15 protein-coding genes are annotated in these 19,502 nt (G+C 71.8%); 9 read left to right on the top strand and 6 right to left on the bottom strand.

Annotation, left to right across the window (positions count from 1 at the left end; all coding sequences use genetic code 11):
- Positions 1–79 precede the first annotated feature (79 nt).
- Positions 80–2,107, top strand: a complete 2,028-nt coding sequence (recQ, locus tag FB391_RS14285) for a DNA helicase RecQ (protein ID WP_141895417.1) — start codon at positions 80–82, stop codon at positions 2,105–2,107.
- A gap of 26 nt (positions 2,108–2,133) precedes the next feature.
- Here recQ and FB391_RS14280 read toward each other — a convergent pair whose 3' ends face one another.
- The gene (locus FB391_RS14280; protein ID WP_141895415.1) at positions 2,134–3,414 is read right to left on the bottom strand and encodes a TetR/AcrR family transcriptional regulator; all 1,281 of its coding nucleotides are present in this window, start codon (positions 3,412–3,414) and stop codon (positions 2,134–2,136) included.
- A 127-nt stretch (positions 3,415–3,541) separates the two neighbouring features.
- Here FB391_RS14280 and FB391_RS14275 point away from each other — a divergent pair, with 127 nt between their 5' ends.
- Both FB391_RS14275 and FB391_RS14270 read left to right on the top strand, forming a co-directional pair.
- Complete coding sequence (locus FB391_RS14275) at positions 3,542–4,846, top strand: MFS transporter (protein ID WP_141895413.1); 1,305 nt, start codon at positions 3,542–3,544, stop codon at positions 4,844–4,846.
- Positions 4,846–6,663: a glycoside hydrolase family 3 protein gene (locus FB391_RS14270; protein WP_141895411.1), complete on the top strand. Its 1,818-nt coding sequence runs from the start codon at positions 4,846–4,848 to the stop codon at positions 6,661–6,663. The genes FB391_RS14275 and FB391_RS14270 overlap by 1 nt, the downstream gene beginning before the upstream one ends.
- A 386-nt stretch (positions 6,664–7,049) precedes the next feature.
- Here FB391_RS14270 and FB391_RS14265 read toward each other — a convergent pair whose 3' ends face one another.
- The 3 genes from FB391_RS14265 to FB391_RS14255 form a co-directional block, all read right to left on the bottom strand.
- On the bottom strand, positions 7,050–7,943 hold the full coding sequence (locus tag FB391_RS14265) for a universal stress protein (protein WP_141895409.1): 894 nt from the start codon (positions 7,941–7,943) through the stop codon (positions 7,050–7,052).
- On the bottom strand, positions 7,940–9,418 hold the full coding sequence (locus FB391_RS14260; protein ID WP_141895407.1) for an APC family permease: 1,479 nt from the start codon (positions 9,416–9,418) through the stop codon (positions 7,940–7,942). The genes FB391_RS14265 and FB391_RS14260 overlap by 4 nt, the downstream gene beginning before the upstream one ends.
- 113 nt (positions 9,419–9,531) lie before the next feature.
- Positions 9,532–9,891 (bottom strand): VOC family protein, encoded by a 360-nt coding sequence (locus tag FB391_RS14255; protein WP_141895406.1) that lies wholly within the window; start codon positions 9,889–9,891, stop codon positions 9,532–9,534.
- A gap of 197 nt (positions 9,892–10,088) precedes the next feature.
- Here FB391_RS14255 and FB391_RS14250 point away from each other — a divergent pair, with 197 nt between their 5' ends.
- Positions 10,089–12,194 (top strand): acyl-CoA dehydrogenase family protein, encoded by a 2,106-nt coding sequence (locus FB391_RS14250; RefSeq protein WP_141895404.1) that lies wholly within the window; start codon positions 10,089–10,091, stop codon positions 12,192–12,194.
- Positions 12,195–12,436: 242 nt separating this feature from the next.
- Here the strand turns inward: FB391_RS14250 and FB391_RS14245 are convergent, their stop codons facing one another.
- Positions 12,437–12,838: a glucose-6-phosphate dehydrogenase gene (locus FB391_RS14245; RefSeq protein ID WP_141895402.1), complete on the bottom strand. Its 402-nt coding sequence runs from the start codon at positions 12,836–12,838 to the stop codon at positions 12,437–12,439.
- A 174-nt stretch (positions 12,839–13,012) separates the two neighbouring features.
- Here FB391_RS14245 and FB391_RS14240 point away from each other — a divergent pair, with 174 nt between their 5' ends.
- The 4 genes from FB391_RS14240 (at position 13,013) to FB391_RS14225 (ending at position 16,338) form a co-directional block, all read left to right on the top strand.
- A complete protein-coding gene (locus FB391_RS14240; protein WP_141895401.1) occupies positions 13,013–14,170 on the top strand; it encodes a hypothetical protein in 1,158 nt (385 codons plus the stop codon).
- A gap of 69 nt (positions 14,171–14,239) precedes the next feature.
- Positions 14,240–14,824 (top strand): DNA-3-methyladenine glycosylase I, encoded by a 585-nt coding sequence (locus FB391_RS14235; RefSeq protein ID WP_141895675.1) that lies wholly within the window; start codon positions 14,240–14,242, stop codon positions 14,822–14,824.
- On the top strand, positions 14,821–15,357 hold the full coding sequence (locus FB391_RS14230) for a GNAT family N-acetyltransferase (RefSeq protein WP_141895399.1): 537 nt from the start codon (positions 14,821–14,823) through the stop codon (positions 15,355–15,357). The genes FB391_RS14235 and FB391_RS14230 overlap by 4 nt, the downstream gene beginning before the upstream one ends.
- A 66-nt stretch (positions 15,358–15,423) precedes the next feature.
- Complete coding sequence (locus FB391_RS14225) at positions 15,424–16,338, top strand: alpha/beta fold hydrolase (RefSeq protein ID WP_246093533.1); 915 nt, start codon at positions 15,424–15,426, stop codon at positions 16,336–16,338.
- Here FB391_RS14225 and FB391_RS14220 read toward each other — a convergent pair.
- A complete protein-coding gene (locus FB391_RS14220; RefSeq protein WP_141895397.1) occupies positions 16,325–17,176 on the bottom strand; it encodes a glycosyltransferase family 2 protein in 852 nt (283 codons plus the stop codon). The two genes, FB391_RS14225 and FB391_RS14220, sit on opposite strands and share 14 nt — an antisense overlap.
- 96 nt (positions 17,177–17,272) lie before the next feature.
- On the opposite strand from FB391_RS14220, the gene FB391_RS14215 reads away from it, so the two are divergent.
- Positions 17,273–19,501, top strand: coding sequence for an LLM class flavin-dependent oxidoreductase (locus tag FB391_RS14215; protein ID WP_141895396.1), 2,229 nt, complete (start codon positions 17,273–17,275; stop codon positions 19,499–19,501).
- The last annotated feature ends 1 nt before the right edge of the window (position 19,502 follow it).

Raw genomic sequence — 19,502 nt, 5'->3', positions numbered from 1 at the left:
GCAGGAGCCGGCGCCCGGGTTCTGCACCGGGACGGCGGCGGCGGGTGTCGCGTCGGATGCCGCGGCTACCCTGGGACAGGTGACCACTGCGCAAGGCGACCCGTACGCCGATCTCGCGTGGGAGGCCGACCAGTTCGCGCCCCCGCCCGACGACTCGTGGGCGCCGCCCGAGGACGCCTGGGCGCCGCCGGCAGAAGCAGCCTGGGCGCCGCCGGCAGATCCGGCGGGCTGGTCCGACGCCGGTGCGGCTGCGGGCTTCGACCCGTTCGCGGGGGCCGGTCCGCGCCGCGACTTCACGGGCGCCGATCCGCGCACGGTGCTGCGCGAGGTGTACGGCTACGATGCGTTCCGCGGCGAGCAGGGCGCGATCGTCGAGCACGTGATCGCCGGTGGGGATGCCGTCGTGCTGATGCCGACCGGGGGCGGCAAGAGCGTCTGCTACCAGGTGCCGGCGCTGGTGCGGCCGGGAACCGGGCTCGTCGTGAGTCCGCTCATCGCGCTCATGCACGACCAGGTCGACGCGCTCGTCGCGAACGGCGTGCGGGCCGCGTATCTCAACTCCACGCAGGCGCCGCCGGAGCGCGCGGCCGTCGAGCGTGCGTACCTCGCGGGCGAGCTCGATCTGCTGTACGTCGCCCCCGAGCGGCTCAACACCGAGACGACGCTGCGGTTCCTCGGTCGCGGAAGGCTCAGCGTCATCGCGATCGACGAGGCGCACTGCGTGTCGCAGTGGGGCCACGACTTCCGGCCCGACTACCTCGCGCTCGGCGCGCTCGCCGAGCGCTTCCCCGGGGTGCCGCGTCTCGCGCTGACCGCCACGGCGACGCCGGCCACGCATCGCGAGATGACCGAGCGGCTGCACCTGCCCGACGCGCGGCACTTCGTGTCGAGCTTCGACCGGCCCAACATCCAGTACCGCATCGAGGCCAAGTCCGATCCGCGCCGCCAGCTGGTCGCGTTCATCCGGTCGCAGGGGGCCGGCGCGGCGGGGATCGTGTACGCGCTCAGCCGCAAGTCGGTCGAGCAGACGGCCGAGTTCCTGTCGGCGCAGGGCGTGGACGCCCTGCCCTACCACGCGGGCCTTCCGGCCGAGACGCGGGCGGCCAACCAGTCCCGCTTCCTGCGCGAGGACGGCGTGGTCATGGTCGCGACCATCGCGTTCGGCATGGGTATCGACAAACCCGACGTGCGCTTCGTCGCCCACATCGACCTGCCGAAGTCGGTCGAGGGGTACTACCAAGAGACCGGCCGTGCCGGGCGCGACGGCGAGGCATCGGTCGCCTGGATGGCGTACGGCCTGGGCGACGTCGTCCAGCAGCGCCGCCTCATCGACCAGTCGCCGGGCGACCGGTCGTTCAAGACCCGCCTCGGCCAGCACCTCGACGCGATGCTCGGCCTGTGCGAGACGGTCGGATGCCGTCGTCAGAACCTCCTCGCCTACTTCGGCGAGGCGTCCGAGCCGTGCGGCAACTGCGACACGTGCCTCGAGGCGCCCGACACGTGGGACGGGCTCGTCCCCGCGCAGAAGCTCCTGTCGACGATCGTGCGGCTGCAGCGTGAGCGCAATCAGGCGTTCGGCGCCGGCCACCTGATCGACATCCTGCGGGGCGCGTCGACCGACCGCATCCGTCAGCAGGGTCACGACCAGCTGTCGACGTACGGCCTCGGTGCCGATCTCGGCGAGCAGGACTGGCGCAGCGTCATCCGTCAGCTCCTGGCTCGCGGCATCCTCGTCGCCCGCGGCGAGTACGGCACGCTGGCCCTCGGCGAACCCGCGGCCGGCGTGCTGCGCGGCGAGACCCCCGTGCCGCTGCGGCGCGATGTCATGAGGCGGTCCGGAGGCGTCGCCCGGGTGCGCAAGTCGACGGCGCCCGAGAACCTCGACCCGGCGAACGTCGGCGTGTTCGAGGCGCTGCGGGCGTGGCGCGCCGGCGTCGCGAGAGAGCTCGGGGTCCCCGCCTACATCGTGTTCGGCGACGCGACGCTGCGCGCGCTCGCCGAGCGCCGCCCCGAGAGCCTCGCCGACCTCGACGGCGTCTCGGGCATCGGCGCCAAGAAGCGCGAGGCATACGGCGACGCCGTGCTGGAGGTCATCGCCGCCGCGTGATCTCGCCGCCGGGCCGGCCGGCGGCGTCAGCGACGCGGCAGCACGTCGTCGAGGTGCGCGGTCAGCTGGGCCGCCACGTCGACTGACGAACGGTCGTACAGCCACTGGTACTGCAGTCCGTCCCACAGCGCGGTGAGCCACACGGCCTCGAACTCGGGGTCGCGGTGCGACGGCAGGTCGCCGTCCTGCTGGGCCGCGCGGAACAGCGCGGCGAAGTGGTCGATCACGTCGCCGAAGCGCTGCTCGAAGTAGGCGTGGGCGGGATGGTCGGCCGGCACCGCCTCGCACGACAGCACGGCGTACACCTCGATGAGACCCGGCGCGGATGCCGTGTTCTCGGCGGCCCCGAGCGGGAGGTTTCGCAGCTCGTCCGCCGCGCGCGCGGCCCGCACGTACGACCCTCGCGACTCGATGAGGCGGTCGCGGTCGCTGAGCACCGCGCTCAGCAGCTCCTCCTTCGAGCCGTAGTGGTGCAGCAGGGTCGACTTCGACACCCCGACCCGGGCGGCGATGTCGCGCAGGCTCGTGTCTCCGTAGCCCTCCTGGGCGAACAGCGCGGTCGCACCGTCGAGGATCTTGGCGCGTCGCTCACGACCGACCTTGTAGCCGAGCCGGTCGCCGTCGTCGGGTGAAGCGAACGACGGCATCGACGGGACGGCCACGGCGACATCGGACGGTACCGGATCGTCGGCCTCGCGCCAGCCGACCGGCAGCGCCAGCGCGTCTTCGTACACCTGCAGCGCCGAGACGACGTCGACGCGGTCGGGCAGGTACTGGCCCAGCAGCTGCAGGCCGTCCCACGCGGCGGCGATGCGGACGGCCTCGCCGGCGGCATCGCGCCCCTGCGACACGGTGTCCTGCGCCATGGCCTCTTCGATGGCGTCCACCGACAGCTCGCGCAGCCGCGCGTACCGGTCGCGCACGATCGCGTGCGCGGGATGACGGGGACTGGATGCCTCGCCGGTGAGCGCGGCGAACAGCGGCAGGTAGCCGGGCACGGTGGCATTGCGCTCGGCGATCACGCTGTACCCGAGTGTTCCCGGTTCGTCGGCGGCCAGCTGCTCGAGGAGGACGAGCTCGTTGTCGCGCTCGAACGAGTCGACGACCTCGGCGAGCAGCGCGTCCTTCGTGGCGAAGTGCCGCAGCAGGCCGGGATGGCTGATCCCCGCGGCGGCGGCGACGTCGCGCAGCGACGACGCGCGGTACCCGTGCGCCACGAAGAGGTCGTGAGCGGCGGCGACGATGGCCGCGCGCGTGCGCTCGGCCTGTGCACTGCGAGCCGTTCCCGGCACCGAGATCGTCGTCACGCGTCCAGTGTAGCGAGCCCGATTACCGATCGGTCAGACTTCAGTTACCAAACGGTCGGGTTTCATGTATTCTCGTGAATCGACGCCCGGCACAGCCGCCGCGCGTCGCACCTGAGAGAGGACTCCGATGACAGAGCTGTCTTCCGCCGCGACGGCCGCGGCCGCCGGCACCACCGGCTTCAAGGCGCCGGGAACCACACCCGGCAGGACCCCGCGCGGCTACACGCCCGGGCTCGCCGCGGTGAACTTCGGCGTCTATCTCGCATTGCTCACGCCGGTCATGGTGTCGATGGCGTTCAAGATCCAGCACATCTCGCCGTCCACCGAGGCGGCCACCGGCAGCCTCGGCCTGGTGCTCGGCGTCGGCGCGCTGTTCGCCCTCATCGCGAACCCGCTCGCCGGCCGCCTTTCTGACCGCACCACCTCGCGCTTCGGCATGCGCCGGCCGTGGATCCTCGGCGGTGCGATCGTCGGTCTCGGCGGCTTCCTCCTGATCGGCGTCGCGACGTCGGTGTGGGTCGTCCTCATCGCGTGGTGCATCGTTCAGGCCGCGATGAACGCGGTGCTCGCAGCCGCCAACGCCACGCTCCCCGACCAGGTGCCGGTGGCCAGCCGCGGCAAGGTGTCGGGCATCGTCGGGATCACCACGCCGCTGGGCATCCTGGGCGGCACGTTCCTCACCAACTTCCTGTCCGAGGACTTCGCCCGCTTCGTCGTCCCGTCGGCGATCGCGACCGTCCTCGCGGTGCTGTTCGTCCTGGTCCTCAAGGACCGCGTCCGCACCGACAAGCCCGCCGACCGGTTCACCGTCGGTCAGTTCTTCGGCTCGTTCGTCTTCAACCCGGCCAAGCACCCCGACTTCGGCTGGACGTGGCTGACGAAGTTCTTCGTGATGTTCGGCTACGCCGGCATCGCGACCTTCCTGCCGTTCTACCTGACCGAGAAGTTCCAGCTCGACGAGCAGACCGCCATCACGACGATCCTCCTCGCGAACCTCGCGTCGATGGCCGCCATGATGATCTCGTCGCCGCTCGGCGGGTTCCTCTCCGACAGAGTCGGCAAGCGCCGCCCGTTCGTCGCCGTCGCCGGCGGCGTCATGGTGGTCGGCCTCGTGCTGCTCGCGTTCGCGCCCGACGTGCCGACGCTGATCGTCGCGCAGGCGATCATCGGCTTCGGCGCCGGCTCGTTCTTCTCGGTCGACCTGGCCCTCGCGACCGAGGTGCTGCCCAACCCCGAAGACACCGCGAAGGACCTCGGCGTGCTCAACATCGCCAACGCGCTGCCGCAGTCGATCGCGCCGGCGATCGCTCCCGGCATCATCGCGCTGGGCGCCGCAACGCCGCTCGGTGGCTACACCGTCTACTACCTCTTCGGCGCGCTCGTGGCCCTCGCGGGCGCCGTGCTCGTCTACCGCATCAAGGGAGTGAAGTGATGACCGACGCTTCGACTGCGCTCAGCGCAAGCACGACGGATCTGGATGCCGCACCCGCCGCATCCGAGCGCCCCTGGCTCGACGCGAGCCTTCCCGTCGCAGAGCGCGTCGAGCTGCTGCTGGCGGAGATGACGCTGGAAGAGAAGGCCGGTCTGTTCTTCCAGACCATGATCACGATGGGCCCCGACGGCGAGCTCGCCGACGCCGACCCCGTGTTCGGCCTGCCGTCCAACCGCGAGTACGTGCTCGAGCGCCGCATGAACCACTTCAACCTGCTGGGTGTGGCGCCCACCGCCGGTGCGATCGCACGCTGGCACAACGCGCTGCAGGAGCTGGCGGCATCCACTCGTCTCGGCATCCCCGTGACGATCTCGACTGACCCGCGGCACTCTTTCACCGACAACCCCGGTGCGGCGATGCTGTCGGGGCCGTTCTCGCAGTGGCCCGACACGCTGGGCCTCGCCGCCACCCGCGACGCGGCGCTCGTGGAGCGCTTCGGCGACATCGCCCGACAGGAGTACACGGCGGTCGGCATCCGCGTGGCGCTGCACCCGCAGGTCGACCTCGCCACCGAGCCGCGCTGGTCGCGGCAGCTGCAGACGTTCGGCGAGGACGCGGAGGTGTCGGGCGAGCTCGGCGCCGCGTACATCCGCGGCTTCCAGAACGGCGCGTCGTTCGGCCCGGGCGCGGTGTCGGCGATGGTCAAGCACTTCCCGGGCGGCGGCCCGCAGCAGGACGGCGAGGACCCGCACTTCGAATACGGACGCGAGCAGGTCTATCCGGGCAGAAAGTTCGAGCTGCACCTGAAGCCCTTCGAGGACGCCTTCGCCGCCGGCGTCCGCCAGGTCATGCCGTACTACGGCATGCCGGTCGGCACCGAGTACGAAGAGGTCGGCTTCGGCTTCAACAAGTCGGTGCTGACGGGTCTGCTGCGTGAGCGCTACGGCTTCGACGGCGTCGTCTGCACCGACTGGGGCCTTGTCACCGACGCCGAGATCATGGGCCAGCCCTTCCCGGCGCGGGCATGGGGCGTGGAGCACCTCAGCCGCGAAGAGCGCATGGTGAAGATCATCGACGCGGGCGCCGACCAGTTCGGCGGCGAGGCGTGCCCCGAACTGCTCGTGGCGCTCGTCGAGGACGGCCGCATCGCCGAGGAGCGCGTGGATGCCTCGGCCCGGCGCCTGCTGCGCGAGAAGTTCGAGCTCGGCCTGTTCGAGGACCCATACGTCGACGCCGACGCGGCCGACGTCATCGTGGGCTCGCCGGAATTCCGTGCGGAGGGGGATGCCGCGCAGCGCGCCGCGCTCACGATCCTCGCGAACCGCGACGCGGTGCTGCCCTTCGCGACGGGCGTCAAGCTCTACGTCGAGGGCATCGACGCCGAGACGGCGGCCGCGTACGGCACCGTCGTCGCGACGCCGGCCGAGGCCGACCTCGCGGTGCTGCGCCTGCAGGCGCCGTACGAGCAGCGCGGCAACGGCTTCGAGTCGTTCTTCCACGCCGGCTCGCTCGACTTCGCGCCCGAGACCGTCGCGCATGTCGCCGAGGTCGCCGCCGCCGTCCCGACGGTCGTCGACGTCTTCCTCGACCGGCCCGCGATCCTCGGGCCGATCGTCGAGGTCGCGCACGCCGTCGTCGGCAACTGGGGTGCGAGTTCGGCCGCCCTGCTCGACGTCCTGTCGGGCGCGGCCGCGGCCAAGGGGCGTCTGCCGTTCGACCTCCCCCGCTCGATGGCGGCCGTCGAGGCCTCGCGCCCCGACGTCCCGTTCGACACCGAGGACCCGCTGTTCCGCTTCGGGCACGGCCTCACCCTGTAGGTCCCCTCGTTCCAGCCGAACGGATGCCGCACCGCGACCCGCGGTGCGGCATCCTTCGTCACTGCCGCCGTGATTTGCGCGGGGGCCGTCCCGCCGCGCCCGCCCGGCCGCCCCGCCGCGCCCGCCCGGCCGCGCCCGCCCGGCCGCGCCCGCCCGGCCGCCCCGCCGCGCCCGCCCGGCGGTGCGCAGAATCGGATCCGCTGGAGCGGAGATCGGCGGTGGCACGCCGTCTCGGGATGCCGGGGGTCGGCGTGTCGCCGGCCCGGTCCGCAGATGCGGATCCGATTCTGCGAGCGCAGCGGGGCGAGCGCAGCGCTGCGGGGCGGGCGCAGCGGGGCGGGCGGGGCGGGGCGGGGGACGGGGAGAGAGGCAACCGACGCCCGAGGTCAGGCGCCGGCGCCGGGCACCACCACGACGGGCACGGGGGCGTTGCGCAGGATCTTCGATGCGCTCGAGCCGAGGAACACCTGGGCCAGGCGATGCGTGGACGACGACCCGACGACCAGGATGTCGCCCTCGGCCCACCCGACCGATGCCACCGCGGCGTGCCACTGCGGACCGGCCGAGATGCCGTGCTCGATCTCGTCGTCGGCGAACCCCAGCGTCCGCAAGTGGGCGACGGCCTCGGCCTGCGCCGCGACGGCCCGCGTCATCCACGCGTCGATGACCTGGGCCTGTGCATGGCTGACGTCGGTCGTGACCGGACGACGAGCCGGGTCCACGAGGAACGTGACCAGGCGCACGCGGGCCGCCGACGCGCGGGCGATCCCGGCCACGCGGTCCAGCAGCGACCAGCTGCCGTCGTCGTCACGGAAGCCGACCGTCACGCGGGTGACCCGGCTCGTGGTGCGGTAGCTCCGCGGTGCGATCGCTACCGGCAGCGGCGAGGAGTGGACGAGGCGGTCCGTCTTGGACGTCAGGCGCACCCTGCCGGGTTCGGCCTCTTCGGCGGAGCCGACCACGATGAGCGCGGCATCCCTCGCCATCGCCTGGTCGATGAGCGCCGCGGGCACCGAGCGACCTGCGACCCACACCGCCTCGGCGGCGAGGCCGGGGTGATGCGCGAAGTCGGCGGTCGCGAGCTGCGCGCTCTGCCGCCCCTCGGCGGCGGCCCACTGCTCGTACTCGCGGTCGACCCCCGCCGCCACCGGTGTGCCCCACCCCTGCGGCACGACTGACACGGCGACGACCGGCGCGGGCCGAGACCGCGCGAACTGGAACGCCAGGTCGACGGCGCTGCGGTCGTCGCCCCGTGGGCCGTAGCCGACGACGTACGTCACCGCTCCTCCTCGGGGCGGATCGGCTCGGCGATCTGCTCATCGGACGTGTAGTCGTTGAGGGTCGCGTGCCGGCGCCCGTAGAACCAGTAGTAGAGCAGCACGATCGCGATCCATACGCCGAAGATCACCCACGTGATGGCGGCGAGGCCCGACAGGATGTACACGCGCGCGGCGATCGTGAGGATCGGCACGACCGGGTACAGGGGGACGCGGAACGGGCGTTCGAGTTCCGGCTTCGTGCGCCGCAGCACGATGACCGCCAACGCGACCACGATGAACGCCATCAGGGTGCCGATCGACACGGTGTCCCACAGATAGTCCGACGGCACGAAGCCCGCGACGATCGCGACGATGACCGACACGACGACCGTGTTGTGGATCGGCGTCAGCGTCTTGGCGTTGACCCGGACGAAGCTGCGCGGCACGAACCCGTCGCGCGAGATCGAGAACAGGATCCGCGTCTGGCCGTACAGGGTGACGAGCGTCACCGAGAAGATCGAGATGACGGCTCCGGCGGCCAGGATCGTGCCCCAGATCGGCGTGCCGGTGACGTTCTCCAGGATCTTCGCGAGCCCCGCCTCGCCCGCCTCCTCGGTGGAGAAGAACGCGACCGGCTCTGCGGCCAGGCCCGCGACGGCCACCAGGATGTACACCGTCGAGACGATGATCAGCGCGCCGATGATCGCCCGCGGCAGCGCCTTCTGCGGGTTGCGCACCTCCTCTCCGGCGGTCGCGACGGCGTCCAGGCCGATGAACGAGAAGAAGATGGTGCCCGCGGCAGCGCTGATGCCCGCCGCGCCGAACCGGAAGAAGTCCTCGAAGTGGTCGGCGTTGAACGCGGTCAGCCCGAGCACGATGAACAGCGCCAGCACACCGAGCTTGATGAGCACCATGATCGCGTTCACCGTCGCGGACTCGGCGACTCCGCGGATCAGCAGCAGGCAGCACAGTCCCACGAGCACCACGGCCGGGAGGTTGATGATCCCGCCTGTCGCCGCGCCGTCCGCACCGGAGATGAACGAGACGGACAGCGCCTCCGGCAGCCGGAACCCCAGCGTGTTCTCGAGCAGCTCGTTGAAGTAGCCGCTCCAGCCGACCGCCACCGCCGACACCGCGACGCCGTACTCGAGCAGCACACAGCCGGCGATGACGATCGCCCACACCTCGCCGAGCGCGTGATACGTGTACGAGTACGTCGATCCGCTGACCGGGATCGCCGCGGCCAGCTCGGCATAGCAGAGCGCTGACAGCCCGGCGCAGATCGCCGCGACGACGAACGAGATGATCACGGCGGGCCCGGCCTTCGGGACCGACTCGCTCAGCACGAAGAAGATGCCCGTGCCGACCGTCGCGCCGACCCCGAACATCATCAGCTGGAACGTGCTGAGGTTGCGTGCCAGCTCCTCGCCCTGGTGATGCCGGTGCTGGACGACGATGGGCTTGCGCCGAAAGAGCTGCGCGCCGACTGTGCCCATGGCTGACTCCCACCCGTCGCCCGGGCCGCGATGCCCGGGGCGACCAAGTCTCGCGGGCGGAACCGGCCGCGTACAGACCCCCGCGCCCACTCGGTGTCTGGGAAACAGACGGATCAGCGGTCGGTGATGAGCAGCGTGTTGCCGTCCGGGTCGACGGCGGTGAAGAAGAGGCATCGTGCCGGATCCCCGAGCACCTCGCTCGGTGCGGCACCGAGGCCGGTGAACCGCTCGCGCGCCGACGTGACGTCATCCACCCGGAAGTTGCAGGTGGCCCAGCCCAGACCCGGTTCGACCCTGATGCCGCTGGCGGGGCCCATCAGGGTCACCTGACCCTGCGATCCGGCGAGCACGCTGGAGAATTCCGTCGCCTCGGTCACGTCGAGTCCGAATGCGTCGGTGTACCAGCGTGCGGCTGCGAGCGGATCGCGGACGGGGATGAAGGCGGTGGTGATGGCGGCGGACGCTGACGTCATGCGCCGAGCATAGGGCCGCCTCTCGACAGTGGTCGGCGGCATCCCCCGATCGGGGCGTGCTGTGCGTCCCGCACAATCCACCGGCCACCCGTCTCGCGTCCAGGTTGTGGGAACCCGCCAGTCACTTTGAGTCGGCATTGTGGGAGTCCTACGGTCGAAAGGACCTTCCCCTGTCCCTCGTCTCGAGAGGTGATGACATGGCTGACGCCGCCGTCCGCTCCAAGAAGCCCGCCGTCCACAAGCACACGCCTGCCGGCGGGGCTCCGACCGCCCCGCACACGGCGGCCGAGGCATCCGAACCTCGCATCCACATCGACGCGGTCACCGACCTGCTGCTGGGCACGTGGGCCGAGACCCGCCGCGAGGCGCGCGAGATGATCAAGGACCCGGCGTTCTGGCGGATCGACGGCCAGCCGATGCCCGAGCACCGTGAGCGCGTGCTGAGCCAGCTGCACCTGCTCGTCGAGCACGGCGGATCGCGTCGCGCCTTCCCGAAGGAGTACGGCGGCCTCGAGAACAACGGCGCCAATCTCGCCGGGTTCATGGAGCTCGTGCTCGCCGACCCCAGCCTGCAGATCAAGTCCGGTGTGCAGTGGGGCCTGTTCGGCTCGGCCATCCACCAGCTCGGCACGAAGAAGCACCACGACCAGTGGCTGCCCGGCGTGATCGACCTGTCGATCCCCGGCGCGTTCGCGATGACCGAGATGGGGCACGGCTCCGATGTCGCCGCCATCGGCACGACCGCCACGTACGACCCCGACACCGAGGAGTTCGTCATCCACACGCCGTTCCGTGCGGCGACGAAGGACTACCTCGGCAACGCGGCGCTGCACGGCAAGGCCGCCACCGTGTTCGCGCAGCTCATCACGGGCGGCGTCAACTACGGCGTGCACTGCTTCTACGTCCCGATCCGCGACGACGAGGGCAACATGCTGGACGGCGTCACGAGCGAGGACGACGGCGTCAAGGGCGGTCTCAACGGCATCGACAACGGCCGCCTGGCCTTCGACCACGTGCGCGTGCCGCGCTTCAACCTGCTCGACCGCTACGGGCAGGTCGCCCCCGACGGCTCCTACACGTCCGACATCGCGAGCCCGGGCCGCCGCTTCTTCACGATGCTCGGCGCGCTCGTCCAGGGCCGCGTGTCGCTCGACGGTGCGGCGACCACCGGCACGGCCCTCGCGCTGTACATCGCCCTGACGTACGCCGGCCAGCGCCGCCAGTTCGACTCGGGCGCCGGCACCGAAGAGGTCGTGCTGCTCGACTACGGCAAGCACCAGCGGCGTCTGCTGCCGCTCCTCGCCCAGAACTACGCGCAGTTCTTCGCCAACGACGAGCTGCTGAAGAAGTTCGACGGCGTGTTCTCGGGCCGCACCGACACCCCCGACGAGCGCGAAGACCTCGAGACCCTCGCCGCGTCGCTCAAGCCCCTCAGCACCTGGAACGCCCTGAGCACCATCCAGGAGGCGCGCGAGGCGTGCGGCGGCTCGGGCTTCATCGCCGAGAACCGCTTCGTCGGGCTGCACCAGGACCTCGACGTGTATGCGACCTTCGAGGGCGACAACAACATCCTGCTGCAGCTGGTCGGCAAGCGGCTCCTCGCCGACTACGCCAGGCAGTTCAAGGGCAAGGATGCCGCAGCCCTGGCCCGATTCGCGGTCGGGCAGACAGCGGGCAAGCTCTTCCACGGCGCGGGGCTCCGTCAGCTCGGCCAGGCCGTCGCCGACTTCGGCTCGACGGCACGGTCGGTGGAGCTGGGGCTGCGCGAGGACCAGCAGCACGAGCTGCTCGCCGGCCGCGTCCAGCAGATGGTCGCCGACGTCGCCGGTGCGCTGCGCCCCGCGGCCAAGCTGTCGCCCGCCGAGGCGGCGGCACTGTTCAACAGCCACCAGGCCGAGCTCATCGAGGCCGCTCGTGCGCACGGCGAGCTGCTGCAGTGGGAGGCGTTCACCGACGGCATCCACCGGATCTCGGACGAGGGCACCGCTCAGGTGCTGACGTGGCTGCGCGACCTGTTCGGCATGCATCTCATCGAGAAGCACCTCGCCTGGTACCTGATCAACGGGCGTCTGTCGACGCAGCGCGCGGCATCGGTGTCGCGCTACATCGACCGCCTGGCCGCTCGTCTGCGCCCGCACGCGCAGGATCTGGTCGATGCCTACGGCTTCGCGCCGGAGCACGTGCGCGCACCGATCGCGTCGGGCGCCGAGCGTGAACGGCAGGACGAGGCCCGCGAGTACTACCGCGCGCTCGCCGCGTCCGGAGAGGCGCCGGTGTCGGAGAAGTCGCTCAAGAAGAAGTGAGCCGACGAGCCTGGGACACCCCAAAGGTCACGGAAAGGTAACGATGGCCCGAGGGGTGTCCCATATCACCCGACGGCGGACATATCCCTTTTGAAGGCAGCCTTCAACCGACTGCGCATACGGGCTTCGTGCGTCGGCAGCGTCTTCATGGGGACCGCGAATCGGGAACGCGGTCCCCTTTCTCTTGCCCGCAGACGCCGAGGACCGGGATGCCGCGGCCTGCGGCATCCACCGGTGTCAGCTCAGTTCTCGGACCAGCCGCACATGCCGCACTCGCCGGTGGCCGAGACCTCGACGAAGCAGTTCGGGCACATCGTGCGGATCCGCTCGGGGACGACCGGCTTGGGCGCTCGCCGCTCGGCGGCGGGACGCGACGCCTTCGCACGGGCGGCCGGAGCGGGAGCCGCGACCTGCGGCTTCGGGGGGGCCTCCGGCACATGGAACGCGCAGTAGAAGCGCACGTAGCCGTCGTGGTTCTTGGGATGGCGGTGCTTGTACGCCCACAGCTCGGTGCGGGGGAGCAGCTCGGAGTCCGGGCCGCAGGCGAAGCACCGCGTCGGCTCGCCGGGGACCACGTCGGCCACCAGAACGGGGTTCTCGAACGGGACGGCATCCCGCCAATCCGCCGACGCGACGATCTTCATGGTCCTGCCTCCCAGCTGCGCGGGCGTGAACAGCCCGACATTCCAAGGTAAGCGACGCGCGCGGCATCCGGGAATCGGGCCGGTGACGCGCGACTTGACGGGGCGCGGGAGCGACCGCGCGGCGCACGCGAGACGCATCTTGACGGCGGCCCGGGACGGGTCCACAATCCGAGCATGGGGAGGGGAGCACGAGGTGCTCTGGGGGCCGCCGTGGCAGCGACCGTGCTGCTGTGCGGCTGCGCGCCGGTGCGCATCGTCGGTCCGGCCGAAGCGGCGACGCCGACGCCCGCAGCGACGACGGGCACCGCAGGGTGGCGCAGCTCGTCCGAGCTGCCCGACGTCGTGACGTTCGAGCACGGTGACGGACTGCGCTCCGGATCATGGCACGTCGGGTGGAACCACGCGGGGCTGTGGGGCGGCGACTACACCTACGTCCTGTCGGCCGGGCCCCAGGATGACGGGCTGTGGGAGTACACGCAGAACGCGACGGGATGCGACATCGTCCTCGTCCAGTCGCGCAACGCCGACGGGACCGACGACCTGGCAGCGACCGATGCCGCGCTCGCGGAGTCCAGTGAGGTGGATGCCGCCGCCTTCGACGATCTCGTCTTCGAGACCACGGCGACCATCACGGGCACGCCCGCCCGTCTGCTGTTCCACGCCGTCGCAGGCAAGCGCGCGGGTGCGAGCGAGCACGCGCAGGTCGTGTCGACGCGGGTCCTCACGACGGTCGGCACCGAGCTGTCGCTGCAGATCGAGTGCCCGGAGGGCTCGGACGCCATTGCCGCAGGCAACCTGCTGCTGGACGACCTGACGGTCGACGTCCGGCGGTCCGGCGAGCCGCTCGACTTCGAGGCGACCGCGACGCTCGTCCCGGACGAATCCGTGTGGCAGGACTCGGCCCTGGTCAGCGGAGGCGGATGGACGCTGACCACACCCGACGACGGCGGCTCGTGGGGCTACACGTCGGCGGACGGGGACTGCACGGCGGACTTCCAGCAGAGCCGCCTCGACGAGAGCCAGCGCGGCGCAGGCGACGACCGCGTCGCGACGGACCGGCTGATGGCCTGGTACTACAGCTGGAGCGAGAGCGATGTGTCGTCGGACGCGGGTGAGCAGACGCTGGGCTTCGGTCCTGCGGGCAATCGCATCCTCGCCGCCCGGACGGTCGAGGCGGTCGACGACAGCGGGAGGAACGGGATCCTCGCCGCCCGCGCGTTCCGCCAGTCCGACCTCGGGTTCCTCATCGACGTGTGGTGCACCGAGGGCGATCCGGCCGACTCCCTGGAAGAGATCCTCGGGAACGCCTCGGTCGTCCCGCCCGGGTGGTAGCGCGCGCAGCACGGACCCTCGCGCGGCGAGCGCGGTGTCCGTCGCCGACCCTAGGCTGGCGCGGTGAGCATGGACGTCCGCACCGGAGCCGATGGCCGCGCGCGCTGCGCGTGGGTCGGCGACGACCCCGAGTACGCGCGCTACCACGACGAGGAGTGGGGGGTGGCGCTGCACGGCGACCGCGCGCTGTTCGAGAAGCTGAGCCTGGAGGGCTTCCAGGCCGGGCTGTCGTGGATCACGATCCTGCGCAAGCGGCCGCACTTCCGCGACGTGTTCGCGGGGTTCGATCCGGCGGCGGTCGCCGCGTTCGGCCCGGACGACGTCGAGCGGCTGATGGCGGACGCGGGCATCATCCGCAACCGCGCCAAGATCGAGGCGACGATCTCGAACGCCCGCCTCGTGCAGGACCTCGAGCCCGGCGAGCTGGACGCTCTGATGTGGTCGTTCGCGCCGGCATCCCATCGTCGCCCGTCGACGTTCGCCGACGTGCCGGCGACCACTCCGGCATCGGAGGCGATGAGCAAGGCGCTGCGCACGCGCGGATTCCGGTTCGTCGGCCCGACCACGATGTACGCCCTCATGCAGTCGGCGGGCATGGTCGACGACCACGTCGACGGCTGCTGGCGCACCGCGTCGACGATGGACGCGTCATGACGATCGACCCCGGTCCGCCGGTGCACATCCGCCCCGAGGCGAGCGGCGACGAGGACGCCGTGCGCGCGGTGACCACCGTCGCGTTCGCCCCGATGCCCTTCAGCGACGGGAGTGAGCCGCATGTCATCGACCGTCTCAGGGCCGACGGTGAGCTGACGCTGTCGCTCGTCGCCGAGGATCGCCACGGGCGCATCATCGGCCATATCGCGTTCTCTCCCGTCGTCGCCGGCGGCAGCACCGTCGGCTGGTACGGGCTCGGCCCGGTCTCGGTCGACCCGGCTCACCAGGGCACGGGCGTCGGGCGGGCGCTGATCGAGGCAGGTCTCGCAGAGATGGCGCGACGCGGAGCGGCCGGCTGCGCCCTCATCGGCGACCCGCGGCTCTACTCGCGGTTCGGATTCGTCAGTGGAGCGCTCTCTCACGAAGAGCTGCCTCCCTCGCTCGTGCAGCACCTTCTGCTGCGAGAGGATGCGGCGGTCCCGGTCGGCGAGCTCCGATTCGCTTCAGCGTTCGACCACGCCGACCAGTCCTGAGCCGGCAAGACGATCGCCGAGCGGAACGTTCCGAGGGGCGAGACCCCGGTGGACTAGCATGCGGCCATGGTCGCCCGCGCGAACAGGGCCGCGGTGCCCGACGAGGGCATGGCGCGCGCGGCCGCGCTCGACGCCGCCGTCGTCCCGATCGACTGGAGCGTGCTGCCCGAGGACGCCGTGCGCGATGCGGTCGACGCGCCCAGCGGCCGGCTCGCCCGCGTCACGATGGGCCCCGCCGACGGGCCGAGGGTCGTGCTCGTGCCGGGCATGACCGGCTCGAAGGAGGACTTCACGCTCATGATGCCGCTGTTCGCGGCGGCCGGGTTCCGGGTCGAGTCGTTCGACCTCGCCGGGCAGTTCGAGTCGGCGGGTGCCGGTCCCGAGAATCTCGATCCACCGCAGCGGCGGTACACGCGGGAGCTGTTCGTCGACGACCTGCTGGCCGTGCTGGCGACCGGGGCGGTCCCGGCGCACGTGCTCGGCTACTCGTTCGCCGGCACGGTGGCGGCTGTGGCGGCATCCCTCCATCCCGAGCTGTTCGCGAGCCTCACGCTGCTGTCGGCCCCGCCGCTCACCGGCCGGGCGCTGCGCGGCTTCAAGGTGATGGGCCCGTTCAGCTACGTGGTGCCCGCGCGCTGGATCGGCCCGCTCTTCATCGCCGCGCTGCGCCACAACGTGCATCGGGCGCCGCGCGAGCGGGCGGTGTTCGTGACGGCGCGCTTCGAGCTGACGCGGGCGTCGAGCGTCGCCGACATCATGGCGCTCATGCAGCGCACGCCCGAGGTGTCACGCGGACTGCGGGCTGCCGGCATCCCGATCCTCGTCGTGACCGGGACGGGCGACGTGTGGCGCACCTCGGCGCATCGCGCGTTCGCGGAGCGGCTCGGCGCACGCGTGCTCGTGCTGCCCACCGGCCACAGCCCGTGCGAGACGGCCCCGCATCAGCTGACCGAGGCGATGCGCGAGCTCATGCGGGGTTGACGGGTCGCGTCTGGTCGTCGGCGATCGCGCGCCGCGCCCGCCGGCGGCGGAGCGGGCCGGCGAGATGCGGATGCCGCAGCCCCAGCTCGCGCTGCCGCCGGCGCCGATCGCGCCGGCCCTGGGCGCACCTCCACACCCGGCGCAGCCACGGCACCTCGCGCAGGTTGACGCCCACGATGTGGAACGCCCACGACGCGCGCCGCGCGAAGCCCGCCCAGTTCTGGAACGGCCGTGCCGAGACCTGCACGTGCAGCCACGGGTCGAACTCGATGCCGGCATCCGGGGGCAGCACGAGGCTGATGTCGAGGTCGTCGTGCGCGTGCGGATCGTCGAGGTGCACGCGGGGACGGATGCCGCGCCAGGCGTCGCGGCGGATCGCGAAGTTCGACCCGAACAGCGGGATGTGCCCGATGACCGCGCGGAACACGAACAGGTAGCCGCCGAGGTACACGTGATGTCCGACGAAGTGCCAGAACCGGCTGCCGCCGTAGAAGGTGCCGGTGCCGGTCAGCGCCGTGAGCGTGGGGTCGGCGCTGAAGCGGCGGTCCAGCCGTGCGGCCCAATCCGGGGCGGGGCGCGAGTCCGCGTCGAGCCGGCCGATGATCTCGCCCCGCGCGGCGTCGAACCCGGCCGACGTTGCCCGCAGCACGCCGCGCACCGGCTCGTCGACCACGCGGGCTCCCGCGCCCCGGGCGACCTCGGCCGTGTCGTCGTCGGACCCGTTGTCGACGACGATGATCTCGTCGGGAGCCCGCGTCTGCGCGGCCAGAGCGGCGAGGCAGTGGCGCAGCATCTCGGCGTCGTTCAGCGACGGGATCACGACGCTCAGAGTGGCCATCGAGCGCCAGCCTACGCACGCTCGACGCGCCGGGCCGAGAAGCATGCGGTGGAATGAACAGTGGATGCCGGCGGTTGGCGTCCGCGGAGGCTCTTCATGGACTACGGACACGCGCTCGAGTTCGGCGCGTTCATCACCCCCTCGGCCGCGGCTCCCGACGCACCCGTCCTGCTGTCGCAGGTGGCCGAGGCATCCGGACTCGACGTCGTCACCTTCCAGGACCACCCGTACCAGCCCGCGTTCCTCGACACGTGGACGCTCATGTCGTTCGTGGCGGCGCGGACCGACACGATCCGCATCGCCCCCAACGTGCTCAACGTGCCGCTGCGGCCGCCGGCGGTCGTCGCCCGGTCGGCGGCGAGCCTCGATCTGCTGTCGGGCGGGCGCTTCGAGCTCGGCCTCGGCGCCGGTGGGTTCTGGGACGCCATCGAGGCCATGGGCGGCGGACGCCTCACGCCCGGCGAGGCCGTCACCGCGCTCGGCGAGGCCATCGACGTCATCCGTGCGCTGTGGCGCACCGACGAACGCGGCGGCGTGTTCACCGACGGCCGCTTCCATCGCGTGCACGGCGCCAAGCGCGGCCCGCGCCCGGCGCACGAGGTGCCGATCCACATCGGCGCGTACAAGCCGCGCATGCTCGCGCTCACGGGCCGCAAGGGCGACGGCTGGCTGCCCTCTCTCGGATACCTGAAGCCCGGCGACCTCGATCGCGGCAACACGGCGATCGACGAGGCTGCCACCGGGGCGGGCCGCGACCCCCGCGAGATCCGCCGCCTGCTCAACATCGGGCAGCTCGCGGCCGACCCTGCGGAGTTCGCCGAGCGGCTCGCGCAGCTGGCGCTCGAGGACGGCATCGGCACCTTCATCCTCGCCGCCGACGACCCGAACCTCCTGCAGCTGTACGGCGAAGAGGTCGCACCGCGCGTCCGCGAGCTCGTCGCGCAGGCGCGCGGCACCGCCGGCATCGAGCAGGCGCCGGTGCGTTCGGCGGCCGCGCTCGCCGCTCGCCGCGACGGCATCGTGTACGACGACGTCCCCGCGGGCCTGCGCGCCATCGAGCCGGGCGACTTCGATTACGGCGATGTGCGCTCCACGTACATGCGCGGCGGTGCGCCGGGGATCGTCCTGCAGCCGGCGACGGCCGCGCAGGTCGCAGAGGCGGTCGGGTTCGCGCGACGGCATCCCTCGATCCCGCTCGCGGTGCGCAGCGGCGGCCACGGCATCAGCGGACGCAGCACCAACGACGGCGGGATCGTCATCGACCTGCGGCTGCTGAACGCCATCGAGGTGCTCGACGCCGACCGTCGCCTCGTGCGCGTCGGACCCGGCGCCCGCTGGGCGCAGGTCGCCGCGGCGCTCGGCGAGCACGGCTGGGCCCTGTCATCCGGAGACTACGGCGGGGTCGGCGTGGGCGGCCTGGCGACCGCCGGCGGCATCGGCCTGCTCGCGCGCGAGCACGGACTGACGATCGACCATCTGCGCGCCGCCGAGGTGGTGCTCGCCGACGGCTCGGTGGTGCGGGCCGACGCATCGACGCATCCCGACCTCTTCTGGGCCATCCGCGGGGCCGGGGCGAACGTGGGCATCGTGACGGCGTTCGAGTTCGAGGTCGACGAGGTGGGACAGGTCGGCCACGCGCAGCTCGCGTTCCAGGTCGACGACGTGCCGGCGTTCCTGGAGGGCTACGGGCGCATCGTCGAGTCCTCGCCGCGCGACCTCACGATGTTCCTGCTGACCGGCGCTCCGCGGCGGGGGCAGCCGCAGATCGTCCAGCTCTACGGGCTCGTGGACTCCGACGACCCCGACACGATCATCGCGCGCCTGCAGCCGTTCGCCGAGCTCGCGCCGCTCGTGCAGCAGCAGGTGCAGCTCACGACCTACGCGCAGGTCATGGCGAACGCCGACCTGGGCCCGCAGCACGGCGCCGGCGAACCGCACTCGCGCTCGGCGCTCGTCGAGCACGTGACGCCCGCGTTCGCCCAGGCGGTGGACGGGATGCTGCGCACCGGCGCGGTGCCCTTCTTCCAGCTGCGGGCGGTCGGCGGGGCTGTCGCCGACGTGCCGGAGGACGCGACGGCGTACGCGCACCGGTCGGCGAACTTCTCGGTCGCCGGGCTCGGCGGCAACCCCGACCGGCTCGACGCCGCGTGGCGGTCGCTGGCCGCGCACACCCGGGGCATGTACCTGAGCTTCGACTCGTCCGACCGCCCCGAGCGCATCGCCGAGGCCTTTCCGCCCGCGGCGCTGGAACGGCTGCGCGCGGTCAAGGCCGCATACGACCCCGAGTCGGTGTTCCGCGACAACTTCGCGGTCGACCCGGCCTGAC

Source organism: Microbacterium kyungheense (assembly GCF_006783905.1).
Classification (GTDB): domain Bacteria; phylum Actinomycetota; class Actinomycetes; order Actinomycetales; family Microbacteriaceae; genus Microbacterium; species Microbacterium kyungheense.
This window is presented reverse-complemented; position numbering and strand designations above follow the sequence as displayed.

What these genes read in the sequence shown, in the direction of transcription:
- FB391_RS14275 (WP_141895413.1), top strand. Translation starts at nt 3,542, where the DNA reads ATGACAGAGCTGTCTTCCGCCGCGACGGCCGCGGCCGCCGGCACCACC.
- FB391_RS14270 (WP_141895411.1), top strand. Translation starts at nt 4,846, where the DNA reads ATGACCGACGCTTCGACTGCGCTCAGCGCAAGCACGACGGATCTGGAT.
- FB391_RS14260 (WP_141895407.1), bottom strand. Translation starts at nt 9,418, where the DNA reads ATGGGCACAGTCGGCGCGCAGCTCTTTCGGCGCAAGCCCATCGTCGTC.
- FB391_RS14255 (WP_141895406.1), bottom strand. Translation starts at nt 9,891, where the DNA reads ATGACGTCAGCGTCCGCCGCCATCACCACCGCCTTCATCCCCGTCCGC.
- FB391_RS14250 (WP_141895404.1), top strand. Translation starts at nt 10,089, where the DNA reads ATGGCTGACGCCGCCGTCCGCTCCAAGAAGCCCGCCGTCCACAAGCAC.
- FB391_RS14245 (WP_141895402.1), bottom strand. Translation starts at nt 12,838, where the DNA reads ATGAAGATCGTCGCGTCGGCGGATTGGCGGGATGCCGTCCCGTTCGAG.
- FB391_RS14240 (WP_141895401.1), top strand. Translation starts at nt 13,013, where the DNA reads ATGGGGAGGGGAGCACGAGGTGCTCTGGGGGCCGCCGTGGCAGCGACC.
- FB391_RS14235 (WP_141895675.1), top strand. Translation starts at nt 14,240, where the DNA reads ATGGACGTCCGCACCGGAGCCGATGGCCGCGCGCGCTGCGCGTGGGTC.
- FB391_RS14230 (WP_141895399.1), top strand. Translation starts at nt 14,821, where the DNA reads ATGACGATCGACCCCGGTCCGCCGGTGCACATCCGCCCCGAGGCGAGC.
- FB391_RS14225 (WP_246093533.1), top strand. Translation starts at nt 15,424, where the DNA reads ATGGTCGCCCGCGCGAACAGGGCCGCGGTGCCCGACGAGGGCATGGCG.
- FB391_RS14220 (WP_141895397.1), bottom strand. Translation starts at nt 17,176, where the DNA reads ATGGCCACTCTGAGCGTCGTGATCCCGTCGCTGAACGACGCCGAGATG.
- FB391_RS14215 (WP_141895396.1), top strand. Translation starts at nt 17,273, where the DNA reads ATGGACTACGGACACGCGCTCGAGTTCGGCGCGTTCATCACCCCCTCG.